General features: G+C 40.6%; 10 protein-coding genes. 2 read left to right on the top strand and 8 right to left on the bottom strand.

Features of this window, described 5'->3' with window-relative positions:
• Positions 1–94: 94 nt before the first annotated feature.
• From ACJ9PY_RS10035 to ACJ9PY_RS10005, 7 genes are all read right to left on the bottom strand, one after another.
• On the bottom strand, positions 95–1,450 hold the full coding sequence (locus ACJ9PY_RS10035) for a sigma-54-dependent transcriptional regulator (RefSeq protein WP_411739922.1): 1,356 nt from the start codon (positions 1,448–1,450) through the stop codon (positions 95–97).
• A 19-nt stretch (positions 1,451–1,469) separates the two neighbouring features.
• Positions 1,470–3,443 carry a transporter substrate-binding domain-containing protein gene (locus tag ACJ9PY_RS10030; RefSeq protein WP_411739921.1) on the bottom strand — a complete coding sequence of 658 codons (1,974 nt, stop codon included), beginning with the start codon at positions 3,441–3,443 and terminating at the stop codon, positions 1,470–1,472.
• Between the two features lie 239 nt (positions 3,444–3,682).
• Positions 3,683–4,819, bottom strand: a complete 1,137-nt coding sequence (gene menC, locus ACJ9PY_RS10025; RefSeq protein ID WP_283930503.1) for an o-succinylbenzoate synthase — start codon at positions 4,817–4,819, stop codon at positions 3,683–3,685.
• A gap of 111 nt (positions 4,820–4,930) precedes the next feature.
• The gene (locus tag ACJ9PY_RS10020; protein WP_411739920.1) at positions 4,931–5,761 is read right to left on the bottom strand and encodes a GNAT family N-acetyltransferase; all 831 of its coding nucleotides are present in this window, start codon (positions 5,759–5,761) and stop codon (positions 4,931–4,933) included.
• Positions 5,762–5,904: 143 nt separating this feature from the next.
• Positions 5,905–7,389 (bottom strand): amino acid permease, encoded by a 1,485-nt coding sequence (locus ACJ9PY_RS10015; RefSeq protein WP_328135612.1) that lies wholly within the window; start codon positions 7,387–7,389, stop codon positions 5,905–5,907.
• Between the two features lie 36 nt (positions 7,390–7,425).
• A complete protein-coding gene (locus tag ACJ9PY_RS10010) occupies positions 7,426–8,556 on the bottom strand; it encodes an amidohydrolase (RefSeq protein ID WP_411739919.1) in 1,131 nt (376 codons plus the stop codon).
• A gap of 46 nt (positions 8,557–8,602) precedes the next feature.
• Positions 8,603–9,460, bottom strand: coding sequence for a MurR/RpiR family transcriptional regulator (locus tag ACJ9PY_RS10005; RefSeq protein ID WP_411739918.1), 858 nt, complete (start codon positions 9,458–9,460; stop codon positions 8,603–8,605).
• A 1,253-nt stretch (positions 9,461–10,713) separates the two neighbouring features.
• Between ACJ9PY_RS10005 and ACJ9PY_RS10000 the strand changes: the two genes are divergently transcribed.
• Complete coding sequence (locus ACJ9PY_RS10000) at positions 10,714–11,130, top strand: PaaI family thioesterase (RefSeq protein ID WP_411739917.1); 417 nt, start codon at positions 10,714–10,716, stop codon at positions 11,128–11,130.
• A gap of 153 nt (positions 11,131–11,283) precedes the next feature.
• Here the strand turns inward: ACJ9PY_RS10000 and ACJ9PY_RS09995 are convergent, their stop codons facing one another.
• A complete protein-coding gene (locus ACJ9PY_RS09995) occupies positions 11,284–11,859 on the bottom strand; it encodes a hypothetical protein (protein WP_411739916.1) in 576 nt (191 codons plus the stop codon).
• A gap of 343 nt (positions 11,860–12,202) precedes the next feature.
• On the opposite strand from ACJ9PY_RS09995, the gene ACJ9PY_RS09990 reads away from it, so the two are divergent.
• Positions 12,203–12,967, top strand: a complete 765-nt coding sequence (locus ACJ9PY_RS09990; protein WP_411739915.1) for a hypothetical protein — start codon at positions 12,203–12,205, stop codon at positions 12,965–12,967.
• Positions 12,968–12,982: the final 15 nt, after the last annotated feature.

Below are 12,982 nucleotides of genomic sequence, written 5' to 3'. Positions count from 1 at the left end.
GTTTCATGCCAGGTCCATTTCCATAAAAACAGTGGAAAATTCAGATATATTCAAAATAAAAAGTAGGCGAAAATTGCCGCTCGGCAATTTCCGCCTACTTTTCTTCCCGATATTTCTTCAACTTGTCCCGCAATGTCCTCTCCCCGATGCCAATTGTTTGCGCTGTCTTCCTTTGATGACCGTTAAATGCGGCAAGGTTATGAAGAATCACTCTTTTTTCGATTTCTTCAAGCGGTTCGCCGACATATACGGGGATTAGGGTATTGCCGAAAAATGGGCGCGAGCTTTTTTGGATGTCGGAAGGTAAATCGGCTTTCTGTATGTAAGAATCATTCGTAAGCGCTATTGCTCTTTCAATCACGTTCTGCAGTTCACGAATATTTCCTGGAAAGTCATATTGCTGTAAAAGCTGCAGCGCTTCATGGGAAATTCCTTCTACAGGTTTCCCCATTCGATCACCGATTTTTGCAATGAAAAATTCCAACAGCAAAGGAATATCCTCTTTTCGTTCACGTAAAGCCGGAAGGTGAATCGGAATCACATTTAATCTGTAATATAAATCTTCACGAAATCGATTCTCTTTTACTTCTTTAACCAAGTCTCTGTTTGTCGCTGCAATGATCCGGACATCGATGCTGACTTCTTCTATCCCGCCAACGGGCATTACCCTTCTCTCTTGTAGAACGCGCAATATTTTCCCCTGCAGTGCCAAATCCATCTCACCGATTTCGTCAAGAAAGATTGTACCTCCTTCCGCCAAAACAAAAAGTCCATATTTTCGCTGTGTCGCCCCTGTAAATGCGCCCTTTTCGTATCCAAATAATTCTGATTCCAACAGGTGAGTCGGAATGGCGGCACAATTAATAGCCTGAAACTTTTTGTTTTTGCGCTTGCTTTGATTATGGATGGTTCTGGCGACGACTTCTTTACCGGTTCCACTTTCCCCTTCTATGAGAATGTTGGAATCGATATCCTTCACTTTTTCGATGAGGGAGAATATTTTGCGCATGGCCAAGCTTTCACCGATGAGGCCGTTCACACCTGCCACCTTATCCAATTCTTCACTCAGCCATTTCACTTTGGACTGAAGGGTGTACACTTCTTCTGCTTTTTGCATCAGCACTTCCAATTCATCAATATGAAGCGGCTTTGTCGCATATGAAAACGCCCCCTTACGCATTGCTTCCACGGAAGAAGGAATGGTTCCGTAGGCCGTCATCATAATGACAACAGTCGAGGGGGAGAGGCGTTTGATTTCTTCTAACACTTCCATCCCATTATATCCCCCGATTTTTAAATCCAGCAAAACGATGGCGATTTCTGCCCTTTCGAAAAGCGGAAGCGCTTCACGTGGGTCTGTAAACGAATAAACGTGATACTGGTCTTCCAATGCAAACGTAAGTGACTGACATATGGTTGGCTCATCATCAATAATCATGATATCGTGCATCGTTTTCACCCTTTCTGTATTAACGCTGTAAACAAATGGTCACTACTGTTCCCTTTCCTACTTCACTCCTTGTCTCGATAATGCCATCGTTTTCTTTGACAAGCTGATACGTAATAGAAAGCCCTAGCCCGACCCCATTGGGTTTCCTGGTGTAAAACGGTTCAAAGATCTTATCAATGTCTTCTTCCGAAATCCCAATTCCTTCATCCTCGATTTCAACGACAGTGAACACATCCCGATAGTATGCCCGAAAAATAAGTGTTCCCCCTGTATTGGACGCCTGTATGGCATTGAGAATGACGTTCACCAGTACTTGTTTGATCTGCTGTGTATCTGCAGTTGCCTGAATGTCTCCAGCGAACTCTCGAACAATGCTCAGGTTTTTTTCTTTGATTTTCGGCTTTAGCAATAGCTCAATCCCTGCCATGGCCTCATTCAGCGAAAATGTGACAGGCTCTGATTTTTTAGGGCGGGCATAATCGAGCAAATCGTTAATCAATGTATTAAGTCGGGTAATTTCACTAGTGACCTGTTCGGAAAAGAACGTTCGGAAATCTGCGCTTGCAAATTTTTTCGGCAGCAATTGGGTATAGGTAAGGATGGATGTTAACGGATTTCTTATTTCATGAGCGATACCCGCCACGAGTTGACCCAATGAACGCAATCGGTCATCCTGAGCCACTTTTCTCTCCAGTTGTTTTTGTTCCGTACTATCGAAAAAATTCAACACCGCACCTACACTTTCTCCCCCAATAGTCTGAATTGGATACATGCTGTAAGTTATATGCCTTTTTTTGCCCGCATAATGAGACCATACCGTTTCCTTTTGCAAGAAAACTCTCTTTTTCTCTAATGCAGCCTTAATCTCCTTTTCCGGGATGAAACGGGCAGTTGGCAGATCCTGAAAACGTTTTCCAACAACATTACCGTCCACCCCCAAATATTCCATGGCCCTAACATTAATCATCGATACAAGACCTTGCTGATTCAGTGTAATAAGCGAACTGTAGGCACTGTTTAATACTTGCTGCTGAAAGTTGATGTTTTCCTCAAGAAGGAGCATCTTCTCTTCCAAGTCTTTATTCACGTGCTCAATTTGCTCGGTTCGCTTAGCCACTTCTCGTTTAAGGCTGAGATTCCACCATAAGATGAGAGAAATCACAATGAAGGTAAGAATAAGACCAATTTCCAAATACAACATCGTTTTACGGAGCCGTTGAGTATTTGGCAGGATATATTCGCCGAACCACTTTTTCTCTATCTTTTCATACGTTCCATCTTTCTTGATTTGAGAAATGGCCTGATTGAATAGTGTCAGCAACTCTTTATTTTTCGGCATAACGGCTACAGCATAATTTGTGGTGTCAAGTGGCTCACCGACAATCTTAATGAGTGATTGCTGCTCATTTTTCTGTAAAAAATATTGACCCGTAATCCGATTTCCAATGAAAGCATCCACTTTACCGTCGATAAGCGACTGAACGGCTTCTTGTTGATTATTAGTTTCCACCAATTGCAAACGATCGACTTTACTTAGTAGACCGCTTGCAACATCTCCTTTTTGTACAGCTACTTTCCGGCCTTTAAGATCTTCGATTTTTCGGATATACATATTATCTTTCAACACAAAAATTCCTTGTGAACTTGTGAAATACGGAGCTGAAAAATCATAAAACTCTTCACGTTCTTGATTGTACTTCATGCCTTGAATCGCATCCACTTTTCCAGAGCGCATAGCTTGTACTGCCTCGTTCCATGGCATGGGATAGTATTCGAACCTAATGCCAGTCTCGATAGAAATGGCGTTCATTATATCCACATTAAAACCGGTATAAACACCCGAATCGCTCAAGTATTCAAAAGGTGGAAAGTTATTATCCCCTGCAACCCGTATCACTTTTTGGGCTTCCGAATGGGCTGCTGAAGGAAAGAAACAGCAAAAAAAGAAAAGGTAGACGGTTAATACGGCACAGATAGTATGTAAATTTCGCATCGCCTCACCCCTTTTTTCTATACATGCAGTTTTGTATCATAAATGTGTATATATACAATGTACAAAGACTCTATTATGATAACTTTTTAAAGGATATAAGAAAAGCTAATCTGCATTTCATAACACCATACATGGCAGATAGTCGAATTACAATATATTTTGAATGGAAAATGGATTATATATAAAAAAGGCATGCTCCCTTTTTCGGGAATCATGCCTTTATGCAATGTTGTAGTAGCCTAGGCTTTTCTAACAACATTCTCACTTAAATGATAGGTTTGACTGTGTATAGTATACTTATTGATTTTTTCCATGCTTGGTTCATAGCCGATTCCAGGCAATTCTGGAACACTGATCATTCCGTTTTCCACTGTAACTTCGGGGTCAGTGATATCTTCTGCCCAATAGAGGGAGGAAGCTGCGGTATCACCGGGAAGAGTGAAGTTCGGCAGTGAAGTGATTGCAATATTATGAGCTCTGCCAATGCCTGATTCCAGCATACCTCCACACCATAGCGGAATGCCATGTTCAAGACATAAATCATGGATTTTCCTGGATTCAGTCAAACCTCCGACACGGCCAATCTTAATATTAATAATTTTACAGCTGCCCAATTTAATAGCTTTCCTGGCATCCTCTAATGAGTGTATGCTTTCATCCAGGCAAATAGGTGTTTTTAACCTTGACTGTAAATCTGCATGGTCAATGATATCATTATAGGCAAGCGGCTGCTCAATCATCATTAAATTAAAATCATCCAAGGCGGATAACCGGTCTATATCTTTTAAGGTATAAGCTGAATTTGCATCGGCCATGAGCGGGATTTCAGGATATACTTTTCGTACCTTGTCTATTAATTCAACATCCCAGCCCGGTTTGATTTTTAGTTTAAAACGTTTATAGCCTTCACCGAGACGAGCTTCAATTATATCCAGGGTCGAATCGATCGAATCCTTTATTCCAATGCTTACCCCCACTTCAATTTTCTTTTTTGTTCCACCTAACACATTTGAAAGAGAAGCACCTTGCTTTTTAGCATACAAATCCCAAACGGCACCCTCTAAAGCTGCTTTTGCCATATAATTTCCGCGAATATGGGTGAAATATTTTTCGGAAATTTCATCAGGATGCTTGATTTCATTTTTTAGGATTATTGGAATTAGATAGTCTTCTAGAATATGCCAGTTTGTTTTTAAGGTCTCTTCATTATACAGGGGGTCGAGCATGGCAACCGATTCAGCCCAACCGGAAATGCCATCATCGCTTATGGCTTCGACAAGGATAAAATCCCTATCGTATTCCGTCCCAAAGCTAGTTGTAAAAGGTTCAAGCAAGTCTAGCTTAAGATGCCTTAGAATAACTTGTTTAATTTTCACTTAGAAATTCTCCTTTTGTGATAAAACTGTTAAAGAACACAGTCTTACAAATTTTTTATTAATAGGCTTACACAGCCAGAGTTTACTAAACATTATATATATTCTTCTAGTTCATTTCCTTGATAGCACATAAAACTGAACGGGAATTTCCGTCATGGAATTCTTCATAAAGCCTGTTACCTGCCATCCTTGCTGAAATAATCCGGTAAAAATGTCCCTGGTTTTCATCCGCCAGTCATTGGCCGCTTGAATATTTGTGACTCTTATTGTTCGGAAGTCCTTTGGAAGGGCAACAAAAGCTGTTTCACATTCTTGTTCAGGCAGCGGGCGAGTGAAAGATGGAACTGGCAATCCCTTTTCAATGGTATCCCATTGAATAAGCGAGTTTTCCATCACAAAGTCCAGCGGCATTCCCTGTCCGCTAGAATCCGTTGTCTCTTTTTTATCAATATGCCATTCGACAAGAAAGCGGTCAGAAGGAATTCCGCTGTTTAAAAGATCTTCCATTTCACCATAGCAGTTTGCGATATATGTGGAGCATACCCCGCCGAGCTTGGCTATATTTAAATACCCATTAACACTTTCCAAAGGATCGTATGTCCAGGTAATAAGGGAATAGCCGAGCTTTAGCGCTTCCTCACGTTGTGCTAACTTTAACTTCTCGCCTATACCTTTGTTGCGAAATTGCTCATCAATTCCTAGTATATGTGAACAAAGATAGGCTGATTGCCCATTGAATCCCGGAAAACTGTATTGAAATCCAATCAGCTTTCCTTCCCAATAAGCTCCTATAACCAAACCGCCATTTTTCACGGCTGTTAAGGTTTGGTGTGCAGGGATTGAGTCGGTTTCTCCCCAAATGCTGGACTCTAGCTTTCTTACTTCCTCTAGCTCTTCAATTCGATGAAGAGAACGAATTACAATTTCCTGTGATTTCGTCATGGTCAACCTCCTATGAAAAGCACAAGCACCTTGATCGGCCCAACATAAGATGAACAAGTAAGTTCCACAGCTGACGGCTTATCTTGCAAGGCGCTGGAGCTATCTTTTAAATACTTTATGTTTACGAAATACTCTTTTATTTGTTATTCCGCTTTACTGAAATCGGCCTCTTGCAATGGAGTCATTTTTGTTCTCTTTACGATTTTATAACCTAGAAAAGCCAGGAAAAATAAAGGAAGTCCGATATAGGAAATTAAAATTCCATACCAATCAATCTCAGGGCCGAAAAATGCAGAGTAATTTTGTCCCAGGATTGCCGTAACACATAAAAGTGTGGCTAATATCGGACCGAATGGATACCATTTTGATACATAAGGCAAATCTTTCAAATCTCTACCTTGTGCAATATATGCCTTCCGGAAACGATAATGTGTAATCGAGATTCCTAACCAGGATAAAAAACCGGATAATCCTGCAGCATTCAATAACCAAGTATAAATCGTGCCTTCACCGAAAAGAGAGGTCAGGAAAGCTGCCATCCCAACGATGGTAGAAAAGTACACAGCGTTCACTGGAATGCCGCCTGAATTCACTTTTTTTAGAAACGAAGGGGCTTTGCCTTCTTTCGCCAGCACCCAAAGCACGCGAGAAGCTCCGTACATGGCCGAATTGCCTGCAGAAAGAACGGAAGTAAGAATGACCACATTCATAACGGAGGCAGCGATGGCAAGCCCAGCGTTTTGAAAAACTAGAGTGAAGGGACTTACCGCAATATCTTCAATATCCGAGCTTAGCAAACGCGGATCATTATAGCTTATTAAAAATCCAATCACAATTATCGCCAATACATAAAACAAGAGGAGTCTCCAGAAGATTTGCTTAATGGCCTTTGGTATATTTTTTCTTGGGTTTTCACTCTCGCCGGCCGCAATTCCTACTAACTCGGTACCTTGAAAGGCAAATCCTACCACCATAAAGACACTTATAATAGAGAAAAAGCCTCCTTTAAACGGTGCCTCTCCTTTGGTGATATTTTCAAAACCTACGGCATCCCCTCCCATGATTCCTACAATCATTAATAAACCTACTGCTATAAAAATGATAATCGTCAAAACCTTGATAATGGCAAACCAGAATTCTGATTCTCCATATCCTTTTACCGATAAAATATTAAGGCCAAATATGACTGCAAGAAATAATGCGCTCCAAATGATGCCCGGAACAGAAGGAAGCCAATATTTCATTATCAGGGAGGAAGCTGCTAATTCCAGTGCGACTACGATTGCATTGTTATACCAATAGTTCCACCCAATCGCAAATCCCAATGCAGGATCAACAAACCTTGATGTATAGGTACTAAAAGAGCCTGTAATAGGAATAAGGGCAGCCATTTCGGCTAAGCTTGTCATCAGAAAGTAAACCATGATCCCGGCAATAATATAGGCAGACACAGCTCCTCCAGGACCCGCAGTATGAATAATGGAACCGCTCGCTAAAAATAGCCCCGTTCCAATGGTGCCGCCGATTGCAATCATCGAAAGATGCCTTGGTTTGAGTTTTCGCTCCAGTTGTTTTTCATCAGCAGCTGTTTGGTCCCCGGTTTGTGATGTTTGTGCGGTATTTTCCATAAAACACCCCTTCATTAATTTTTTAAGTGAAAAATTTTACTCTTCTGCCGCCATCATGACTGTGTTAATTAGTATTTTCGTTCCATAAATAAGTGCTTGTAAATTAAACTTCATATCCGGATGGTGCAGACCAGGCGTTAGATCGCAGCCTAACCCTATCATGGTTGCAGTTATATCAGGATTTTCGGCTGTATAAAAATGAAAATCCTCTCCTCCTTGAGAAACACAGACCGGAACGACATTTTCCATCCCAAGGATATCTGCAATTGCGGCGTCAGCCATCTTTATCGCCTTTTCATTCAAGGTCGCAGCTGGGACAAATTCTTCCGCAGACCAGGAGATCGATGTTTCAGTTTGTTCCATTGTCTGTTCAAAAGCTTCCTTTGTTAAGCGATTTAGTTCATTCATTACATCATTTGACTGTGCTCTGGCATCAATAGCAAAGACAGCTGTTTCCGGGATAACGTTTGATGCTTTATTGTTTGTTTCAAATTGAGTCATTTTGATGGAATAAGGAATTTCGGTTTCAAGATTAATCTGCTGTAATTTTTGGACAAGCAAAGCTGCTGCTTCGATTACATTTATTCCATCTTTTGGACGGGATGCATGAGCCTGAAGGCCTTTGATTGTACCCCTTATTGTTTCGGCTGAGCCATGGACAATGACGGGGGAAGCCTTCATATAAGGAACCTCCGTACTGGGTCTTACATGTACCCCGAATAAATATGTAACATTCTCCAACGCGCCATCATTGATCATTTGAAGAGCGCCTTCCCCTTTTTCTTCTGCAGGCTGAAATATAAATCGGAGAGTGTGTTTAGGCCGGATTCCGCTGGAGGCAATGGCCAATGCCGTATATAAAACCATTGTGCTATGTGCGTCATGTCCACATGAATGATTGGCCTTAACAACTCCATCTACTTCCTGAACAAGTGCATCCATATCAGCCCTTAATGCCACAACCTTTTTTGAAATGCCTGGAATCTCGGCAATGATTCCATAATGGCCCTGAAATGTTTTTACGGTGATGCCCGCTTCCCTAAGACATTTTAAAATATAGCAAGACGTTCTTTCTTCCTGACAGCTTGGCTCAGCCAAAGAATGCAAGTCATGGTAGGACTTCATCAATGTTTCTTGATGCTGATCAATATATTGAATCGGGTCCATAATGATACCCCTCCTCCTTTACATGAATTTTAACTTTATTAAAAACTCATTCATTAAACACCTCATAACTTGAATATAGCCTTTCTAATTTTTGCTGATGGGTATATATCCGTTTTGCGTCTTTTTGATGGATGCCTGCAATGACCAAGTCCAACAAGCTAATAACGGAAGCGATTGAATTGGTTCCGGTTTCTGCGTTTTCTTCAGTTGTCAGAGAAATATCAGAGATGCGTCCAACTGGTGACAGAAGGCGGTCTGTAACTGAAATTAAACAAACTCCTTGTTCTTTGGCACACTCAGCAACTTTTAATGTTTCGTTTGCATATCTGGGAAAGGAAAAAACAACTAATGCAGACTTATTTGTGAGATTACAAAACTTTTCATAGAAGTCTCCTGTAGGTGAACATAAACTTACATTTTCCCTTAATGAACTTAGCGTATAGGAGAACCAATAGGCGGCAGCATGGGAAACCCGATGTCCTGCAATCAATATTTGGTCAGCCTGGATCAGAACATCGACTGCTTTCCATATATCCTGAACGTTCGTATGATCTAATAGATGTCTTAAAATATGAACTTCGTTTTCTATCACTTTTGTAAAGGGATCTTGCTTGTCATCAATGTGGAGAATGGAATCAGTATTCGATAAGTCTATTTGATTTTGGTGCAGCAGCTGTTTTTGAATCCTCGACTGCATTTTACTAAACCCTTCAAATCCCAATGAATAGGAAAACCGAATGACCGTTGTTTCACTAACCTCCGCTTCCCTACCAATTTGAAATGCCGTTTTAAAAGCGGCTTCATCCAAATTTTCAATCAGATAAGCGGCAACTTTTTTTTGACCTGCCGATAGATGGTCAAATTTTTCTTTTACTAATAATTTAAATGAAAGATGTTCCACCATATCACTCCTTTCTGATGAATTAAATACTTCTTTTTAAATTTATGACGAAGGAAATACTTCTTTGTTTTATACACTATCACAATTTAATTAGAAAAAGAAGAAGTTTTTGATTTTTTTGACAATTATCAACTTTGAACTTTTCTACAGTTTTTTATAAAATGATATCCAGTTGATTTCAGAAATCCGCTCCCTTTCCGCCGACTGTCTGCCGAGCCTCCTCGACGCAAGCGTCTGTGGGGTCTAGGCTAGACAGTATTTCGGCAGGAGTGTCGCAAATTTCTTCAATCCAATGAGGATTACTCTGAAAAACTTAAAGTATAAACTAGTCTAAACTTGGTTCCGAATAGAGCAGCCTACAATTTTTTCTTTTAAAACACAAAGTTGATTGGAGCGGGTGTACGAGACTCCTGCGGGAAAAACGTGTCTAGGGAAGACCCCGCAGGCGCGCCGAGGAGGCTCCCGCCCGCGGAAAGCGAGTGCCTGAAGTGGAAATCAACGTTCCCATTTTATAAACCCACAAAAAAAGACTGTCGGCAAACAAAAATTTTCTAGGTTGTAGACAAAAGGATTCTGTCTAAATAAAACAAAGTTGATTGGAGCGGGTGTTCGCGACTCCTCCGGAACAAACATGTCTAGAGGAGAACCCCGCAGGCGGAAGCCGAGTTAGGCTCCCCAGACCGCCCGCGGAAAGTGAGTGCCTGGGGTGGAAATCAAGTCCACCACCAAATTACATTTCTTGGTTCAGGGTGTGACCATTCCGAGCTACTTTTTATACAAAAGGGTTTCACATCTGAATTTTTATACAAGTTGATTGGAACGGAAGGTACGAGACTCCTGCGGGAAAAGCGTGGCATGGGAGACCCCGCAGGCGCGCCGAGGAGGCTCCCGCCCTCCCGCGGAAAGTGAGTCCCTGGAGTGGAAATCTAATCCACCACCAAATTACATTTCTCGGTTCGGGGTGTGACCATTCCGAGCTACTTTTTATACAAAAGGGTTCATCTGAATTTTTAATAAAAGTGATTGAAACGAAAGGTACGAGACTCCTGCGGGAAAAACGTGTCCAAGGGAGACCCCGCAGGCGGAAGCCGAAGAGGCTCCCCAGACCGCCCAAGGAAAGCGAGTGCCTGAAGTGGAAATCTAATCCACCACTTCGGGTCTCTAATTACTTTATTTGTAAAATCAATAACTTCATTGACACTAAGATATATGTTAGAATATTCTGTAGTTTAAACTTATTCAAGGGGGGCGTTTTAATGGGGGAACCATCTAAAGGAAACGAGCTTTTACAAGTTATTACAGAGGGGAAACAACCTCCGAATTGTGATCTAACGTTACAGATTGAAGCAAATTATGCCCAGGATGGAATTGCGAGAGGTTTATGGAAAGTAGATGAAAAGTTTATTAACGGAATTGGTGTAGCAATGGGTGGATTTGTCACTTCTGCAGCAGATATTATGATGGCTTATGCGATATCATCTAAATTAAGCATCGGACAATCCTTCGCATCCATTGATTTACATACTACCTTTCATCGACCAGTAAGATTAGGAGACGTACAAGTTGAAGCAAAAGTAGACCGAATCGGAAAAAAAACAGCTTATGTACTTGCAGATTTATTTCAAAATGATAAAAAAGTGGCTAGCGTTGTGTCATCAGTTATGATCCTTTAAACCATAAAAAAAGCATGTTGCACAAAAAATCCCTTCGTAACATGCTTCTTTCATTTAGACCATTCGATAAAATCAAGAGAGCACAAGATTCACCGCTTCGCCTAATCACCTCATGGTAAATCAATTTTATACTTTCTTTGGATAGACACCTCATCAAACAAGCCATCGCAGCACGGGGCTTTTGAGATCCATGGTGAATAGACCGTAATCAATGACGACCATTTCATCGTTCTCGTTATATCCGACATTATCTAAACGCAAATCTATTGGGATAATACCGTGCCTCAGGAATTTTAATTCCAACTTGAACAGTTTCGTATATTCCTTGATTGCAAACGGCACTTTCGTGTCCACCTTCTTCATGATTATCCAGCCCGTCCCATACTCCTTAACTGGACATAAATACTTTTTGACTTCCTCATTACAGTTATTGTATATATAGGCTTCATTTGCATTGCTTATTAGTCCTACTTGTGACAATGCAATTTTTAAAATATAGCCATTATTTAAATCATAGACAACCCGGTTAAAACCATGCCCGATTATTTTATACTTGAACTTGAGCGTTTTTCTGGCGGTAGATACTAATTGTCCAGCGGTTATATATATTTGGAATATCCCTATTTGAGATATCCAGGACTCAATGGCTTTTATCTCTTGCATGGACAGCATTGCACTTTTATTTGGCTGATGTAACCTTTCCTTACCATTGTTAATTGGCCACAACATTCCCTAAACGTCTCCTTTTTTTAAAATTTGTTACTAGAGAGGTCTCCAGGGATGAGAAAACTATAAAAGAATAAAAGAATGTTCTCAGTTTTTCAAGATTTCCCCTTCGTTATAAATATGATATGAATCTTTTATAAAACGGCTTGTACTGTAGCTGAGAAATCATTATCATGGACAGGGAACTTCGAATCATTTGGATGAACATGTTCTAGTAATCATAAGGATCAATCTTCAGGCACTCCCCTTTCCTTCTTTTGCAAAAAAAATGGTATATTACTCTTTGACATCAATGGTTTAAGACAAGGAGTGATGAAGTATTCGCAAAAGTTGGATCATTTCAGCAATGGTTGGATTATTGCTTATTTGTTTAAGTGTGATTGCCTTAAATTATTTCAAGAGCGATAAAACTGAAAAAGGGGAAAATGCGGAAGCCAAGGAATCCAAAATTCCTGAGGTTGATGAATATGGCGGGATCCATCTTGAAAAAGTCGGGGATAAGGTTCGCCAAAAAAATTGGGGAACCTTCAGATTACTAGAAACGAAGTCTATTAATGAGGCTTTTGAATTGGCACCGATGGTCATCACAGTCAAGGATATCCGCAGGATTCAATTATCTTCACTCACAGATGAAGCAAAAGAGGAACTCAAGTCCTATACGGGATTGAGTTTTGAAGAGGCCTATTCGATATATTATAAAGAGAATTTATCCATGGAGGAAATCGATCAACGGGCGGCGTTGTCTAAAACGGATATCGATGAAGAGGTTTCTTATCTAGAGATAACTTATTCTGTTGAAAATAAAGATTCGAAGGAACTTCAGTTCTTCAGCATGGAAAATGTTACTTTCAATGATGATCTTACATATGATGTGCCTTCTAAAAATTTCATCCATTCCGGGGATACTTTTATGGGGACAAAAAAAGTAAGTCGATTAGATTACCAACCAGGAGAATTGAGAAAAGGCACAATTGGTTTATTGGTTGATCCAGAGGCAAAATTAGATCGGCTCGATTCCTTTTCATACACTACCGATGATATAGCGGATGGTGAGTCTCATGAATTATTGGTGGATGGGACTTCATTTGAAATTCCCCTAAAAGGAAAATAGATTATCGTCTATAAA

Source organism: Peribacillus sp. S4, assembly GCF_046715815.1.
Taxonomy (GTDB): domain Bacteria; phylum Bacillota; class Bacilli; order Bacillales; family DSM-1321; genus Peribacillus; species Peribacillus frigoritolerans.
The sequence above is the reverse complement of the archived record's forward strand: the minus strand, read 5'-3'. Positions and strand labels throughout refer to the sequence as shown.

Excerpts from the sequence above, each read along its gene's own strand:
- ACJ9PY_RS10005 (WP_411739918.1), bottom strand. The coding sequence starts at position 9,460 with ATGGTGGAACATCTTTCATTTAAATTATTAGTAAAAGAAAAATTTGAC.
- ACJ9PY_RS10030 (WP_411739921.1), bottom strand. The coding sequence starts at position 3,443 with ATGCGAAATTTACATACTATCTGTGCCGTATTAACCGTCTACCTTTTC.
- ACJ9PY_RS10035 (WP_411739922.1), bottom strand. The coding sequence starts at position 1,450 with ATGCACGATATCATGATTATTGATGATGAGCCAACCATATGTCAGTCA.
- ACJ9PY_RS09990 (WP_411739915.1), top strand. The coding sequence starts at position 12,203 with ATGGTTGGATTATTGCTTATTTGTTTAAGTGTGATTGCCTTAAATTAT.
- ACJ9PY_RS10015 (WP_328135612.1), bottom strand. The coding sequence starts at position 7,389 with ATGGAAAATACCGCACAAACATCACAAACCGGGGACCAAACAGCTGCT.
- ACJ9PY_RS09995 (WP_411739916.1), bottom strand. The coding sequence starts at position 11,859 with ATGTTGTGGCCAATTAACAATGGTAAGGAAAGGTTACATCAGCCAAAT.
- ACJ9PY_RS10020 (WP_411739920.1), bottom strand. The coding sequence starts at position 5,761 with ATGACGAAATCACAGGAAATTGTAATTCGTTCTCTTCATCGAATTGAA.
- ACJ9PY_RS10010 (WP_411739919.1), bottom strand. The coding sequence starts at position 8,556 with ATGGACCCGATTCAATATATTGATCAGCATCAAGAAACATTGATGAAG.
- ACJ9PY_RS10000 (WP_411739917.1), top strand. The coding sequence starts at position 10,714 with ATGGGGGAACCATCTAAAGGAAACGAGCTTTTACAAGTTATTACAGAG.